At 68.2% G+C, this 15278-nt stretch carries 14 protein-coding genes; 12 read left to right on the forward strand and 2 right to left on the reverse strand.

Annotation, left to right across the window (positions count from 1 at the left end; translation table 11 throughout):
* The 7 genes from selO to ACUTAF_RS18655 all read left to right on the forward strand — a co-directional run bounded on the left by selO (position 1) and on the right by ACUTAF_RS18655 (position 8934).
* Positions 1 to 1464 carry a protein adenylyltransferase SelO gene (selO, locus tag ACUTAF_RS18625; RefSeq protein ID WP_445581361.1) on the forward strand — a complete coding sequence of 488 codons (1464 nt, stop codon included), beginning with the start codon at positions 1 to 3 and terminating at the stop codon, positions 1462 to 1464.
* A 285-nt stretch (positions 1465 to 1749) separates the two neighbouring features.
* On the forward strand, positions 1750 to 3540 hold the full coding sequence (locus tag ACUTAF_RS18630; protein WP_445581362.1) for an SLC13 family permease: 1791 nt from the start codon (positions 1750 to 1752) through the stop codon (positions 3538 to 3540).
* A gap of 59 nt (positions 3541 to 3599) precedes the next feature.
* Positions 3600 to 4052, forward strand: a complete 453-nt coding sequence (trxC, locus tag ACUTAF_RS18635; RefSeq protein WP_445581363.1) for a thioredoxin TrxC — start codon at positions 3600 to 3602, stop codon at positions 4050 to 4052.
* A gap of 217 nt (positions 4053 to 4269) precedes the next feature.
* Entirely contained in the window at positions 4270 to 4713 is a 444-nt protein-coding gene (locus ACUTAF_RS18640) for a PaaI family thioesterase (protein WP_445581364.1), read from the forward strand.
* A 123-nt stretch (positions 4714 to 4836) separates the two neighbouring features.
* Positions 4837 to 5634 carry a universal stress protein gene (locus ACUTAF_RS18645; RefSeq protein WP_445581365.1) on the forward strand — a complete coding sequence of 266 codons (798 nt, stop codon included), beginning with the start codon at positions 4837 to 4839 and terminating at the stop codon, positions 5632 to 5634.
* A 344-nt stretch (positions 5635 to 5978) separates the two neighbouring features.
* Positions 5979 to 7364 carry a GntP family permease gene (locus ACUTAF_RS18650; protein WP_445581366.1) on the forward strand — a complete coding sequence of 462 codons (1386 nt, stop codon included), beginning with the start codon at positions 5979 to 5981 and terminating at the stop codon, positions 7362 to 7364.
* A gap of 10 nt (positions 7365 to 7374) precedes the next feature.
* Entirely contained in the window at positions 7375 to 8934 is a 1560-nt protein-coding gene (locus ACUTAF_RS18655; protein WP_445581367.1) for an acyl CoA:acetate/3-ketoacid CoA transferase, read from the forward strand.
* 125 nt (positions 8935 to 9059) lie between these two features.
* On the opposite strand, the gene speB is transcribed toward ACUTAF_RS18655, so the two are convergent.
* The gene (gene speB / locus ACUTAF_RS18660; RefSeq protein WP_445581368.1) at positions 9060 to 10031 is read right to left on the reverse strand and encodes an agmatinase; all 972 of its coding nucleotides are present in this window, start codon (positions 10029 to 10031) and stop codon (positions 9060 to 9062) included.
* 10 nt (positions 10032 to 10041) lie between these two features.
* Positions 10042 to 11121 carry a polyamine ABC transporter substrate-binding protein gene (locus ACUTAF_RS18665; protein ID WP_445581369.1) on the reverse strand — a complete coding sequence of 360 codons (1080 nt, stop codon included), beginning with the start codon at positions 11119 to 11121 and terminating at the stop codon, positions 10042 to 10044.
* 115 nt (positions 11122 to 11236) lie between these two features.
* On the opposite strand from ACUTAF_RS18665, the gene ACUTAF_RS18670 reads away from it, so the two are divergent.
* The 5 genes from ACUTAF_RS18670 (at position 11237) to ACUTAF_RS18690 (ending at position 15254) form a co-directional block, all read left to right on the forward strand.
* Complete coding sequence (locus tag ACUTAF_RS18670) at positions 11237 to 12127, forward strand: LysR family transcriptional regulator (protein ID WP_445581370.1); 891 nt, start codon at positions 11237 to 11239, stop codon at positions 12125 to 12127.
* 55 nt (positions 12128 to 12182) lie between these two features.
* On the forward strand, positions 12183 to 12737 hold the full coding sequence (locus ACUTAF_RS18675; protein ID WP_445581371.1) for an NADPH-dependent FMN reductase: 555 nt from the start codon (positions 12183 to 12185) through the stop codon (positions 12735 to 12737).
* A gap of 54 nt (positions 12738 to 12791) precedes the next feature.
* Complete coding sequence (locus tag ACUTAF_RS18680; protein WP_445581372.1) at positions 12792 to 13718, forward strand: ion channel; 927 nt, start codon at positions 12792 to 12794, stop codon at positions 13716 to 13718.
* A 76-nt stretch (positions 13719 to 13794) separates the two neighbouring features.
* A complete protein-coding gene (locus ACUTAF_RS18685) occupies positions 13795 to 14370 on the forward strand; it encodes a TetR/AcrR family transcriptional regulator (RefSeq protein WP_445581373.1) in 576 nt (191 codons plus the stop codon).
* A complete protein-coding gene (locus tag ACUTAF_RS18690; protein ID WP_445581374.1) occupies positions 14367 to 15254 on the forward strand; it encodes an alpha/beta hydrolase family protein in 888 nt (295 codons plus the stop codon). Before ACUTAF_RS18685 ends, ACUTAF_RS18690 begins: the two co-directional genes overlap by 4 nt.
* Positions 15255 to 15278: the final 24 nt, after the last annotated feature.

The raw sequence follows: 15278 nt of genomic DNA on the forward strand, positions 1-15278 counted from the left end.
GTGAAACACCTCGACGAACTGAGCTTCGACAACCGCTTCGCCCGCCTCGGCGACGCCTTCTCCACCGAAGTGCTGCCCGAGCCCATCGAGCAGCCGCGCCTGGTGGTGGCCAGCGCGGCGGCCATGGCCCTGCTCGACCTGGCGCCGGGCGAAGCCGACGACCCGGCCTTCGCCCAGCTGTTCGCCGGGTACCAGCTGTGGCGCCAGGCCGAGCCACGTGCGATGGTCTATTCCGGGCATCAGTTCGGCGGCTACACGCCGCGCCTGGGCGACGGTCGCGGCCTGCTGCTCGGCGAGGTGGTCAACGCCGCCGGCGAGCATTGGGACCTGCACCTCAAGGGCGCCGGCCAGACCCCCTACTCGCGCATGGGCGACGGCCGCGCGGTGCTGCGCAGCTCGATCCGCGAGTTTCTCGCCAGCGAACACCTGCACGCGCTCGGCATCCCGACCTCGCGGGCGCTGTGCGTCACCGCGTCAAGCACCCCGGTGTGGCGCGAACGCCAGGAGCGCGCCGCCATGCTGCTGCGCCTGGCGCCCAGCCACGTGCGCTTCGGCCACTTCGAGTACTTCTACTACACGCGCCAGCACGAGCAGCTGAAGATCCTCGGCGAGCACGTGCTGGCCAGCCACTTTCCCCACTGCCTGACGCAGGATGAGCCCTGGCTGGCGATGTTCCGCGAGGTGCTGGAGCGCACCGCGCAGATGATCGCCCACTGGCAGGCCTACGGCTTCTGCCACGGGGTGATGAACACCGACAACATGTCGATCCTCGGCATCACCTTCGACTTCGGCCCCTACGCCTTTCTCGACGACTTCGACGCCGGGCACATCTGCAACCACTCCGACGACACCGGCCGCTACAGCTTCAGCAACCAGGTGCCGGTCGCCCACTGGAACCTGGCGGCGCTGGCCCAGGCGCTGACGCCGATGATCGAGGTGGACAAGCTGCGCCAGACGCTGGAGCTGTTCCTGCCGCTGTACCAGGCCCATCACCTCGACCTGATGCGCCGTCGCCTGGGCCTGTGCACCGCCGAGGAAGGCGACGAGGAGTTGGTGCAGCGCCTGCTGCAACTGATGCAGCAGGGCAAGGCGACCGACTACACGCTGTTTTTCCGCCGCCTCGGCGAGCGCGCCCCGAACGAGGCGCTGACCATCGTGCGCGACGACTTCGTCGACCTGGCCGGCTTCGATGCCTGGGGCCGCGACTACCTGGCCCGCAGCGCGCGCGAGGGCAGCGAGCAGGCCGAGCGCCTGGCGCGCATGCACGCGGTCAACCCGCGCTACATCCTGCGCAACTACCTGGCGCAGCAGGTGATCGAGGCCGCCGAGGCCGGCGACTACGGCCCGGTGCGCGAGCTGCATGCGGTGCTGGCGCGGCCCTTCGACGAGCAACCGGGGATGGAGCGCTACGCGCAGCGCCCGCCGGACTGGGGCAAGCACCTGGAGATCAGCTGCTCGTCGTAGGCCGGGTGCGCCGCGCGCAGGACAAAACCCACCACCCGCACTACCCAACCGGGCCGATCGAAACCTAGGCTGGATGACGCCTTTTTCATCCAGCAGTCCTCAGTGGTGGATGGATAAAGCGCCATCCACCTTACGCCGGGACGCCTTAACTGTTAAATCCAAAAGGCATATAAACCTTCTCAAACATTCTTAGACTATCTAAGCGAAGCCCTCTATCTTGGCGACCTGGTGCGGTCGCCCAGCGCGCCCCGATACCTCGCACGAGATTCGACCTTAAGGATTCGCATGCCCTGGGACTCCCTGCCCCTGCTGTTCGTCGGCGCCCTGCTGATCTGGGTGCTCTATGCCTTCGTGCGCGAAAAATGGAGTCCGGACATAGTCGCGGCCATGGCCGTGGCCGCGCTGCTGGTCAGCCAGCTGCTGACCCCGGGCGAGGTGCTCGGCGTGCTGTCGAATTCGGCGCCGGTAACCATCGCCTGCATGTTCGTGCTGTCCGCCGCGCTGGAGCGCACCGGCTGCATCGACGCCCTGGGCAACTGGCTGGGCGAGCTGGTCGGCACCAGCCCGATCCGCGTGCTCAGCGGCCTGACCATCACCGCCCTGGTGATTTCCGCCTGCCTCAATAACACCCCGGTGGTGGCCATCCTCACCCCGGTGGCCATCGCCCTGGCGCGGCGCGCCGGCACCCTGCCGTCGAAGCTGCTGATCCCGCTGTCCTACGCCACCATCCTCGGCGGCACCCTGACCATGATCGGCACCTCGACCAACATCCTGGTCGACGGCGTGGCGCGCAAGGCCGGCCTGGCGCCCTTCGGCATCTTCGAAATCACCGGCGCCGGGCTGATCCTGGCCAGCGTCGGCATGCTCTACCTGCTGACCGTCGGTCGCCACCTGCTGCCCGATCGCGAGACCCTGTCCAAGCAGCTGCGCCCGGACCTGGATCGGACCTTCATGACCGAGCTCCTGGTGCCGCACGACTCGCCCGTGATCGGCAAGACCCTGCACGAGGCCAACCTAAACGGCGGCAGCGGCCTGCAGGTGCTCAAGCTGTTCCGCCAGGAGCAGGAGCTGACCGAGCCGGGCGCGGGCACCCTGCTAGCCAGCGGCGACCGCCTGGTGCTGCACGGCCAGGTCAAGGACGTGGTCGAGTTGCGCGAGAGCGGCCACCTCTCGTTCAACCGCGGCGACGCCTTCGAGACCATCAGCAGCCACGACGTGATCCTCGCCGAGGCCATAGTCGGGCGCAATTCGCGCTACAGCCACCGCCCCATGCGCGACCTGGACCTCACCGCGCGCTACGGCATCGCCGTGCTCGCCGTGCACCGCCAGGACGAGAACGTGCAGGGCAACCTCGACGACTTCGAGCTGCAGTTCGGCGACGTGATGCTGGTCGAAGGCACCCCGGCGCAGATCAAGCGCTTCGCCGACAACGGCGAGCTGATCAGCCTCAACGCCGTGCAGGAACGCGCCTTTCGCCGCGACAAGGCGCCCATCGCCATCGCCACCACCCTGGCGGTGATGCTGCTGGCCGCCTTCGGCCTGATGCCCATCGAGGGCCTGGCGATCATCGGCGCGGTGACCGTGCTGGCGACCCGCTGCCTGGACGTCGAGGACGCCTACAAGGCGGTGGACTGGAAGATCCTCAGCCTGATCTTCGGCATGCTGGCGATCAGCATCGCCATGGACAAGGTCGGCCTGGTCAGCCTTTTGGTGCAGAACGTCATGGGCTGGCTGCCCTGGGCCGGGCCGCTGCTGATGCTGAGCTTCATCTACCTGTTCACCTCGATTCTCACCGAGATGCTGTCGAACAACGCCGTCGCCGTGCTGGTCACGCCGATCGCCATCGGCATGGCCCAGCACCTGGGCGTCGACCCACGCGCCTTCGTGGTGGCGGTGATGTTCGCCGCCAGCGCCAGCTTCGCCACGCCCATCGGCTACCAGACCAACACCTTCGTCTACAACGCCGGCGGCTACCGCTTCACCGACTTCATGCGCATCGGCATCCCGCTCAACCTGCTGCTGTGGCTGGTGGCCAGCTTCGTCATCCCGCTGTTCTGGCCGCTGACCCCGCTGTGACTTGATATCCGCCGGCGGCGGCTCCATCTAAGGGCTATGCCCCATGGAGCCCTGCCGTCATGTCCGATCCGCTGCTGATTCCCTGCCCGCACTGCAACGGGCTCAACCGCATTCCCGCCGAACGCCTGGGCGACGGCCCGCGCTGCGGTCGCTGCAAGGCCGAAGTGCTGCCGGCGGCACCGCTCGAACTGACCCAGGGCAACTTCGCCAGCCAGCTCAAGGGCGAGCTGCCGCTGCTGGTGGACGTCTGGGCCAGCTGGTGCGGCCCCTGCCAGGCCTTCGCGCCGACCTTCGCCCAGGCCGCCAGCCAGCTGCAGGGCCGCTGCCGCCTGGGCAAGCTCGATAGCGAGGCCAATCCGCAACTGGCCGGGCAATTGGGCATCCGCTCGATTCCCAGCCTGCTGCTGTTCAAGGGCGGCGTCGAAGTGGCGCGGCAGAGCGGCGCCCTGCCGCTGCCGCAGCTGCTGGCCTGGCTGCGCCAGCACGGCATCCAGGTTGCGGTCTCGCGGTAATCCGTGGTTCAAGCAGCAAGGCCGGGGGCCGGGTGCGCCGTGCGCACCGCCGATAAATGCGACGCCCGCTGCGCACAGCGCACCCTACGGACCGGGGGCGGCTTCCAAAGAACCGACAGGGTCTGAGCGCTTCGGTCATTCGTGGCGGCCGCTGCGGTCAATTGCAGGGCGCCCGCCAACCCTTAGTCTGGCGGGCCGCCCCCCTAGGAGTCCGGCCATGCCCCTGCCCGAAGAAACTGTCCGCCAGCTCACCGAACGGCAGATCGCCTTCGTCCAGCGCAGCGGCCTGCAAGCCGAGGTGCTCGAAGCCGGCTTCGTGCGCCTGTGCATGCCGCTGGACGGCAACCGCAACCATATCGGCAGCATGTACGCCGGTGCGCTGTTCACCCTGGCCGAGATCCCCGGCGGCGCGTTGTTTCTCACCAGCTTCGACGCCGAGCGCTTCTACCCGCTGGTCAAGGAGATGAACCTGAGGTTCCGCCGCCCGGCCGTGGGCGATATCCGCGTCGAGGCGCGCCTGAGCGCCGCCGAGATCGCCCGCCTGGAACAGGAGGCCACGCGCCTGGGCAAGGCCGACTTCCAGCTCGAGCTGCAACTGACCGATGGCAGCGGCGAGGTGGTCGCCGAGAGTCGCGGGCACTACCAATTGCGCGTACGCTGAAGTCGATTTCGTTGTCCTGCCAATGCAGGCGCAACAGACACCGACTTGCCGTATGTCAAAAGAGCGGCTAATTGAACAGGCACAATAAAATCGCCGACCGGTATCGGCAGGAGAGCCGTCGCCATGTTCCATCACATTCTTATCGCCCACGATCTGCGCGACACGGCCGATATGGCCCTGTGCCGCGCCGCCCAGCTCGCCCAGCAACACAATGCCCGCCTGACCCTGCTGCATGTGCTCGACCCGAGCCAGGGCAGCGAGCAGCACGACAAGGCGCAGCGGGCCCTGGACCGCAGCCTGACCCAGTACGCCCCGCCCGGCACCGAACTGCGCATGCTCAGCGGCAAACCCTCGGAAGTAGTGCTGCAGCAGGTGCAGGACAGCGGTTGCGACCTGCTGGTGCTCGGCGGCCACCATCAGCGCCACGATTTCTTCTCCGGCACCAGTCTCGATCGCATCGCCCGCCGCTGCACCGTGCCGCTGCTGCTGGTGGCGCGCAACGACTTCGCCCCCTACCAGCACGCCCTGGCCGCCATCGACTTCTCCCTGTGCGCCTGCAGCGCCCTCGGCCAGGCCTATCGGCTGCTGCCGGCCAACGCCGAGCTGCATGCCCTGCATGTATTCGAGCCGGACAAGGGCACGCCGGAGGACGTCCGCCTGCAGCTGGAAACCCAGCGCGGGCTGATCGACCGTCTGCTCCAGGACGAGGCGCAGAGCCTGCCGCCCGGCGGCCCGGCGCTGAGCCACGAGGTGATCCAGGGCGGCATCCTGCGCACCCTGCAGGAGCAGATCAAGGTCCGCCGCAGCGAGCTGCTGGTGCTCGGCAGTCACGGGCGCAGCGCCCTGTCCCAGGCGCTGCTCGGCAGCCTGGCGCAGCACTTCCTGCACAAGGCGCCGTGCGACGTGTTCGTGGTGCGCTGACGAATCCCGGAGCGGACGCCGACGCACGGCGCCGCTCCGCTCGCCGGTAACGCCAGCCCTCGTCCCACCTCCTCAATCCAGAATTCTGGACACTTCACCGCGGAGCTTTCCAAACTCCTGGACTCGTCCAGAATTCCAGACACATGCCGGCCACCGTCGCCGCCTCGAAAACCCTCCTCGACATCGCTGCAGGCCGCCTCCCATAAGGTCTGCGGCAATTCGCCAGAGCTTCCGGCGCGCCCTGGCACGGCTCTCGCTAGATCGGCTGCGACGGCGTCCAGCCCGATGGACGCCCGGCGCCAGACCGGCCACCGCCAGTAGAACAACAACAAAAGGAACCACCCATGGGTACCCTCGGTATTCTGATTTCCCTCGCGCTGCTGATGTACCTCGCCTATCGCGGCATCAACGTGCTGATCCTCGCCCCACTGCTGGCCCTGCTGGCGTTGCTGTTCGCCGGCGACATCGGCCTGCTGCTGCCCACCTACACCCAGGTGTTCATGAAGGCCATGGGCGGCTACGTGATCCAGTTCTTCCCCCTGTTCCTGCTCGGCGCGCTGTTCGGCAAGCTGATGGACGACTCGGGATCGGCCCGCGCCATCGCCCACCGCATAGTCGCGAAAGTGGGCAGCGAGCGGGCCATCCTGGCCATCGTGCTGGCCTGCGGCATCCTCACCTACGGCGGCGTGTCGCTGTTCGTGGTGGCCTTCGCCGTGTACCCGATCGGCGCCGCGCTGTTTCGCGAGGCGGGCATTCCCAAGCGCCTGATCCCCGGCGCCATCGCCCTCGGCTCGTTCACCTTCACCATGACCGCGCTGCCCGGCACCCCGGCGATCCAGAACGCCATTCCCAACCCCTTCTTCGGCACCGACGCCTTCGCCGCGCCGGGCCTGGGCGTGATCGCCGGGCTGATCATGTTCGGCCTCGGCAGCTGGTGGCTCACCGCCCAGTCGCGCAAGCTGATGGCCGCCGGCGAAGGCTACGGCGAGCACCGCGACGACCCGGTCGTCGAGGACAAGCGCGACATTCCCGGCTTCTGGCTGGCGCTGCTGCCGATCTTCGTGGTGATCGGCCTGAATTTCCTGATGGCCAAGCAGATCCTGCCGAGCCTCGACACCAGCTACCTGGCCAAGCCGGAATTCGGCGGCCTGCAGGATGCCAAGTCGCTGATCGGTATCTGGTCGATCATCGTCGCCCTCGGCGCCGCCATCGTGCTGCTGATCGGCCTGCACTGGCGGCGCTGGATGGACCTGAAGCAGAGCGTCAACGACGGCGCCTTCGGCTCCATGTTGCCGATCCTCAACACCGCCGCCGAAGTGGGTTACGGCACGGTGATCGCCTCCCTGGCCGGCTTCGTCATCATTCGCGACCTGGTGCTGGGCGTATCGAGCAACCCGCTGATCTCCGAAGCGGTGGCAGTGAACATCCTCGCCGGCATCACCGGCTCGGCGTCCGGTGGTATGTCGATCGCGCTGAAAACCCTCGGCGAGCAGTACCTGAGCATGGCCAACGCCGCCGGTATCAGCCCCGAGCTGCTGCACCGCGTCGCCGCCATGGCCTCGGGCTGCATGGACACCCTGCCACACAACGGCGCGGTGATCTCGCTGCTAGCGATCTGCAAGCTCAGCCACCGCGAGTCGTACAAGTTCATCTTCGTCAACACCGTGGCGTTTCCGCTGGTGGCGCTGGCGGTGGTGATCACCCTGGGCACTCTTTTCGGTAGTTTCTAAGGTTCGTTGCATGAGCAAGATCATCAGTGCCGCAGAAGCCGTGGCGCGCATCCCGGACAACGCCAACCTGGCCAGCGGCGGCTTCGTCGGCATCGGTTTCGCCGAAGAGATCGCCATCGCCCTGGAGCGGCGCTTTCTCGCCGAACGGGCGCCGCAGGGCCTGACCCTGGTGTACGCCGCGGGGCAAGGCGACGGCAAGGGCCGCGGCCTCAACCACCTGGCCCACGAGGGCCTGGTGCGGCGGGTGATCGGCGGTCACTGGGGCCTGGTCCCGGGGTTGCAGAAGCTGGCGGTGGACAACCGCATCGAGGCCTACAACCTGCCGCAGGGGGTGATCTCCCAGCTGTTTCGCGATATCGCCGCCGGCAAGCCGGGGCAGCTGTCGCGGGTCGGCCTGGGCACCTACGTCGACCCGCGCCACGGCGGCGGCAAGCTCAATGCGCGCACCACCGCCGAGCTGGTGCGGCTGATGCCCATCGATGGCGAGGATTACCTGTTCTACCCGGCCTTTCCCATCCACGTCGCCATCGTCCGCGCCACCAGCAGCGATCCCGACGGCAACCTCAGTTTCGAGCGCGAGGCGCTGACCATCGAGAGCCTGGCCATCGCCATGGCCGCGCGCAACTCGGGCGGCCTGGTGATCGCCCAGGTCGAGCGCCTGGTCGAGCGCGGCTCGCTGAACGCCCGCGAGGTGAAGATCCCCGGCATTCTGGTGGACTGCGTGGTCCTGGCCGAGCCGGCCAATCACCAGCAGACCTTCGCCACCGCCTACAACCCGGCCTTCGCCGGCGAGACCCGGGTGCCGGCGGACAGCCTGGCGCCGCTGCCGCTGGATGTGCGCAAGCTGATCGCCCGCCGCGCGGCGCTGGAGCTCAAGGGAGGTGCGGTGGTCAACCTCGGCATCGGCATGCCCGAGGGCGTCGCCGCGGTGGCCGCCGAGGAAGGCGTGATCGAGCGCCTGACCCTGACCGCCGAGCCCGGCGTGATCGGCGGTATCCCCGCTTCCGGGCTGGATTTCGGCGCGGCAAGCAACCACAGCGCGCTGCTCGACCAGCCCTACCAGTTCGATTTCTACGACGGCGGCGGCCTGGACATCGCCTTCCTCGGCCTGGCCCAGGCCGATGCGGCGGGCAACCTCAACGTGTCCAGATTCGGCAGTCGGCTGGCGGGGGCTGGCGGCTTTATCAATATCAGCCAGAACGCCAAGCAGGTGGTGTTCGTCGGCACCTTCAGCGCCGGCGCGCAGGACATCCGCATCGAGGACGGCCAGTTGCGCATCGTTCAGGACGGCGCACTGCGCAAGTTCGTCGGCGAGGTGGAGCACCGCACCTTCGCCGGCCGCCTGGCCGCCGAACGTGGCCAGCCGGTGCTCTATGTCACCGAGCGTTGCGTCTTCCGCCTGACCCTCGACGGGCTGGAGCTGGTCGAGGTGGCGCCGGGGGTGGATATCCAGCGCGACATCCTCGCGCGCATGGACTTCGCGCCCATCGTGCGCGAGCCGAAGTTGATGGACGCGCGGCTATTCAGGCCCGAGCCCATCGGCCTGGCCCAGTGCCTGCAGATCCTTTGAGCGTGAACTTACGGGCCTGACAGGCCCGATTTTTTGCCGGAATGCGTAAGCTGCTCACGCCTCCTCAACCCACCCCGGGCAATCGACGCGAACGCCCATGGTGGAAATAAACAGCGATTTCCACCCTACGTCCTTTCCCCCAGCTTATGCCGCGCGGCATACAGGCAGACCATCTCCATGGCCACGGTGGCGCCGGCCAGGGCGGTGATCTCGGCGTGGTCGTAGGGCGGCGAGACCTCCACCACGTCCATGCCTACCAGGTTGATGCCGCGCAGGCCACGCAGGATCTCCAGCGCCTGGTGGGTGCTCAGGCCGCCGCACACCGGGGTGCCGGTGCCGGGGGCGAAGGCCGGGTCGAGGCAGTCGATATCGAAGGTCAGGTACACCGGGTGGTCGCCGACCCGGGCGCGGATCAGTTCGGCGATCTGCTGCGCGCCGCGGCGATGCACCTCGGGCGCGTCCAGCACCTGGAAGCCCAGGGTGTCGTCGTTGGTGGTGCGCAGGCCGATCTGCACCGAGCGCGCCGGGTCCACCAGGCCCTGGCGGGCGGCGTGGTAGAACATGGTGCCGTGGCTGACGCCCTGTTCGCTCGCATCGCTATCCGGCCAGGTGTCGCTGTGGGCGTCGAAGTGCACCAGCGACAGCGCGCCATGCCGCTTGGCATGGGCCTTGAGCAGCGGGTAGCTGATGAAGTGGTCGCCGCCCAGGGTCAGCAGGCCGCAGCCGGCGGCAACGATCCGCTCGGCATGCGCCTCGATGGCCGCCGGAATCCTGTGCGGCAGGGCATGATCGAAGTTGCAGTCGCCGTAGTCGATCACCGCCAGCTGGTCGAAGGGGTCGAACTCCCAGGGGTAGTGGCGTTCCCAGGCGCTGGTCACCGAGGCGGCGCGGATCGCCCGCGGGCCGAAGCGGCTGCCGGGCCTGTTGGTGGTGGCGGTGTCGAAGGGCACGCCGCTGACCACCAGGTCGACGCCCTCCAGGTCGCGCGAGTAGCGCCGGCGCATAAAGCTGGTGACGCCGGCGTAGGTCGGCTCCGAGTAGGTGCCGTAGAGGCTGTCGCGGGTGATCGCCAGGTCGTTGCCTTGGAATGCTTCCATTGCCTTGTCCTCAATACTGACTGCGAAAGGTGGTCCAGATACGGGTGCGCTCGCGCTGCTGGCGCAGCGGCATCAGCTGCTCGCTGAACAGGCGTGCGCGGACTTCGGCCGGCGGGTAGATATCCGGATCGCCGGCGATGGCCTCGTCCACCAGCGCGGTGGCGGCCTGGTTGGCGTTGGCGAAGAACACGCTGTTGGTCAGCTCGGCGATGGCTTCGGGACGCAGCATGAAGTCGATAAAGGCGTGGGCGGCCTGCGGATGCGGCGCGTCGGCGGGGATGGCCATGGTGTCGAACCAGATCAGCGTGCCTTCGACCGGCACGCGGTACTCCACGCTGAACGGCTGGCCGGCCTCACGGGCATTGTCGGCGGCCATAAAGGCGTCGCCGTTGTAGGTCAGCGCCAGGCAGATCTCGCCCTTGGCCAGGTCGTCGATATGCCGGCCGCTGCCGACGTAGCGCAGGCTGGGCTGCAGGCCGGCGAGCAGTTGCTGCACCGCGGCCAGGTCGGCCTTGTCGCTGCTGTAGGGGGCCTTGCCCAGGTAGTGCAGGGCGATGCTGATCACCTCCTGGGGCGAGTCGATCACGGCGATGCCGCAGTCCTTGAGCCGGCTGGCGTATTCGGGCTTGAACAGCAGGTCCAGGCTGTTGCTCGGCACGCCCGGCAGGCGCTGCGCCACGGCCTCCTTGTTGTAACCCAGGCCGACCGTGCCCCAGGTGTAGGGCACGCCGTAGCGGTTGCCGGGGTCGGCCACCGCCAGCTTGGCCAGCAGCTCGCCGTCCAGGTTGCCCAGGTTGCTCAGCCGACTGCGCTCGACCGGCTGCACGGCGCCGGCCTGGATCGCCCGGGCCAGGCCGCTGGAGGCGGGAAAGACGACGTCGTAGCCGCTGCCACCGGTGAGCAGCTTGCTGTCCAAGGCCTCGGCGCTGTCGAAGATGTCGTACTTGACCCGGATGCCGGTCTCGTCCTTGAAGCGCTGCAGCGCCTGCTCGGGGATATAGGCCGACCAGCTGTAGAGATTCAGGGCCTTGTCTTCGGCCTGCACGGCGAAGGCGCTGCACAGCAGCAGGGGGAGGATGACCTGGCGCATCGGGAATGGCCTCGTGGTGGTTATGGGCTGGGGGTCATGCTGCGCGCGGCTTTGCGTTGATTAAATATGAAGTGTTCTACTCTGGCATCTATATCTATCAATGTATGGAGCCGCCATGCTCAGCCAATTGCGCGACCTCGACCTGCAGCTGCTGCGCCTGTTCGTCACCGTGGTGGAATGCGGCGGCTTCAGCGCGGCGCAGGGCGAGCTGGGCATCGGCCAGTCGACCATCAGCACGCAGATGGCCAAGCTGGAGACGCGCCTGGGCTTTCGCCTGTGCGAACGCGGCAAGGCCGGCTTTCGCCTGACGGCCAAGGGCGAGCAGGTGCTGGCCGCCACGCGCAAGCTGTTCGGCGCCATCGAGACCTTCAAGGGCGAGGCCCAGGGCATGGCCGACAAGCTGCTCGGCGAGCTGCGCATCGGCCTCTCCGAGGCGCTCTCGGACCAGGTGCTGGAGCGCCTCGGCGATGCCATCGGACGTTTTCGTCGGCGCAACCAGGCGGTGCAGATCGAGCTGCTCAGCGCCATGCCCGCCGAGCTGGAACGGCGCCTGTTGCAGGACCAACTGCAACTGGCCATCGGCTATTTCTCCGGCAGCCAGACGGCGCTGGACTACCGGCCGCTGTTCGCCGAACGCCAGCGCCTGTACTGCGGGCGCCAGCACCCGCTGTTCGGGCGCGAGACGGTCGCGGCCAGCGACCTGGAAGACGGCGACCGGGTGCTGCACCCCTACCGCTTCGGCGCCGCCGGCGAGCCCTGGCAGTCCAGCGTCAGCAGCGCGCGCTGCGAACAGGTGGAGGGCAGCCTGGCCTTCGTCCTCTCCGGTGCTCACTTGGGTTACCTGCCCGAGCATATCGCCGCGCCCTGGGTGGCACGCGGCAAGCTGCGCTGCCTGCCGGACAGCTGGGATTTCACCGTGCAGTTCCGCCTCGCCAGCCACCGCGGCCATAGCCCCGGCGAAGCGCAGCTGGCCTTCGCCGAGGACCTGCTGACGGCCTTCGCCTGAAGGCGCCGTCTATAGTTGCTCACTGCACCTTTTTCTCTCGCCGCAAGGAGTTTCCATGAGCAAGACCTACCACGTCGCCGTGCTGGTCGGCAGCCTGCGCAAAGCCTCGATCAACCGCAAGCTGGCCCTGGCCCTGACGCAACTCGCGCCACCCTCGCTGAAGCTGGAGATAGTCGAGATCGGCGAGCTGCCGCTGTACAACGAGGACATCGACGTCGATCCGGTACCGCCCGCCTACAGTGCCTTCCGCGCCAAGCTGAAGAACGCCGACGCGCTGCTGTTCGTCACCCCGGAGTACAACCGCTCCATGCCGGCGCCGATGAAGAATGCCATCGACGTCGGCTCGCGGCCCTATGGCCAGAGCGCCTTCGGCGGCAAGCCCGGCGCGGTGCTGAGCGCCTCGCCCGGCGCCATCGGCGGCTTCGGCGCCAACCATCATCTGCGCCAGTCCATGGTGTTCCTCGACGTGCGCATGATGCAGCAGCCGGAGGCCTATCTCGGCGGTGCCGGCGCGTTCTTCGACGACGCCGGCGTGCTCGGCGAGAGCATCAAGCCCTTCCTGCAGAAATTCATCGACGCCTATGCCGCCTGGGTGGCGCAGCACGCCTGACACCGGAGCGGGCGGCACGGGCTAGGCTTGAGGAAAGCGCCACGAGGCTCGGCCATGGCAACCATCCAGCCCGACGAAGGCTTCTGGCAGGACGCCGAAACGGACAAGCAGCACGCCGCACTGCGCGCCGCCCTCGAGCAGCGCGCGCGCAGCGGCCAGCCGATGCTCGGCTTCCAGCTGAAGAAGGCCGGGCTGGCCGGCATCGATCTGGTCAACCACGGCAGCCGCGCCGGCTTCGTCCTGCGCGATGCCGACCTGTACCGCGCCGACCTGCAGCACGCCCATCTGTTCGCCCTCGACCTGCGCGGCAGCTCGCTGATGAAGGCCGACCTGCGCCAGGCCAACCTGCACTGCGTCGACCTGCGCGACTGCAACCTGCTGGGCGTGCGCCTGGAAGGCGCGCGACTGGACAACGTGGTGTGGGATCGCCAACTGCTGCAGGAGCGGGTGGCCCGCGAGCTGCTGCGCCGCGGCGACGCCAGCGCGGCGCAGCAGCAGTTTCAGGAGGCCGAGGAAACCTATCGCAACCTGCGCCTGCACCTGGAACAGGCCGGGCTGTTCGAGCAGGCCGGCTACTTCTTCCACCGCGAGATGCTCATGCGCCGCCTGCAGATGCCACGGCTCTCCGCGCGGCGCCTGCTGTCCTGGCTGGTCGACCTGTTCTGCGGCTATGGCGAGAAACCACTCAACGTGGTGCTGTTCTCCCTCGGCCTGATCGGCATCTGCGGCCTGCTGTACTTCCTCACCGGGGTCAACCAGGGCGGCCAGACACTGGGCCTTGCCCTCGACCGCGGCCTGCAGGGCAACCTGCAGGACCTGTTCGCCTGCCTGTACTACAGCGTGGTCACCTTCACCACCCTGGGCTACGGCGACATCACGCCCGGCGGCCTGGCGCGGCTGATCGCCGCCGTCGAAGCCTTCGTCGGCAGCTTCACCATGGCCCTGTTCGTGGTGGTGTTCGTGAAGAAGATGACTCGCTAGCCTGGCGCATTTGCCGCCAGACGCGACCGGAATGCCGCTTGCCCGCCTAGACCGACCGGTCTACACAATCCCTCCCATGAACAAGACCACCCGCGACAAGCTGATCGACGCCATGATCGACGCCCTGCAGCGCAAGGGCCTGCACGGCGTCGGCCTGAGCGAACTGCTGGCCGACGCCGGCGCGCCCAAGGGCAGCCTCTACCACCACTTTCCCGGCGGCAAGAGCGAGCTGGCGGTGGCCGCCATCGAGCGCATCGGCCAGCGCGCCGAACAGGCCTTCGCCGCGCTGTTCGAGCACCAGCCCGAGCCGCTCGACGCCCTCGCCGCCTGGCTGCATGGCGCCCTCGGCCAGCTGCAGGGCAGCGCCTTCGAGCGCGGCTGTCCGCTGGCCACGGTGGCGCTGGAGAGCGGTCCCGAGGACGAGGACATCCGCGCCGCCCTGGCCACGGCCTTCGCCGCCATTCGCCGGGCGCTGCAACGCCAATTGCAGGCGCACGGCTACCCCGAGGCCGAAGGCCTCGCCGCGCTGTTCGTCGCCCTCTACGAAGGCGGCCTGCTGCAGGCCCGCGTCGCCGGCAGCGCCGAACCGCTGCGCCAGGCCGCCGACGCCCTGTTCCACCTGACCCGCCAGCAACGAGTGCCACTGCCATGAACCACGACCGCCCGACCATCCTCAGCGAAGCCGTAGCACTGGCGGCCCGCGACGGCTACCCGCTGACCGCCACCCTCTACCACGCGCGCGAACCCCGCGCGCAGTTGCTGATCGCCGGCGCCACCGGGGTGCCGCAGGGCTTCTACCGGCGTTTCGCCGAACACGCCGCCGCCCGCGGCTTCAGCACCCTGACCCTGGACTACCGCGGCGTCGGCCAGTCCAAGCCGGCCAGCCTGCGCGGCTTCGACATGGATTACCTGGACTGGGCGCACCTCGACCTGGCCGCCGCGGTGGATCAGCATCGGCATGCCGAACGCCCGCTGTTCATGGTCGGCCACTCCTTCGGCGGCCATGCCTTCGGCCTGCTGCCCAACCATGATCAGGTGACTGGCTTCTACACCTTCGGCACCGGCGCCGGCTGGCACGGCTGGATGCCCAAGGCCGAGCAAGTGCGCGTGCTGGCCATGTGGCAGCTGATCGGCCCGCTGATGACGCGCTACAAGGGCTACCTGGCCTGGAGCAAGCTGGGCATGGGCGAGGACCTGCCGCTAGGCGTGTACCGCCAGTGGAAGCGCTGGTGCCGCTTCCCCCGCTACTTCTTCGACGACCCGCAGATGCCCGGCCTGGCCGAACGCTTCGCCCGAGTTGCCACGCCCATGGTGGCGCTCAATACCCTGGACGACCTGTGGGCGCCGCCCGCCTCGCGCGATGCCTTCATGGCCGCCTACGTCAATGCGCCCTACCAGGCGCGTACGCTCGATTCGCAGGCCGAGGGCCTGGGCAATATCGGCCATATGGGCTACTTCCGCCCCGCCGCCCGGCGCCTGTGGGACGAGACGCTGGACTGGTTCGAGCAGCTGCACGCCGCTAGGCAGGCGGCCTGATCTCGTAGGGCGCGCCACTACAGC

This window comes from Pseudomonas sp. SP16.1, from assembly GCF_052682975.1.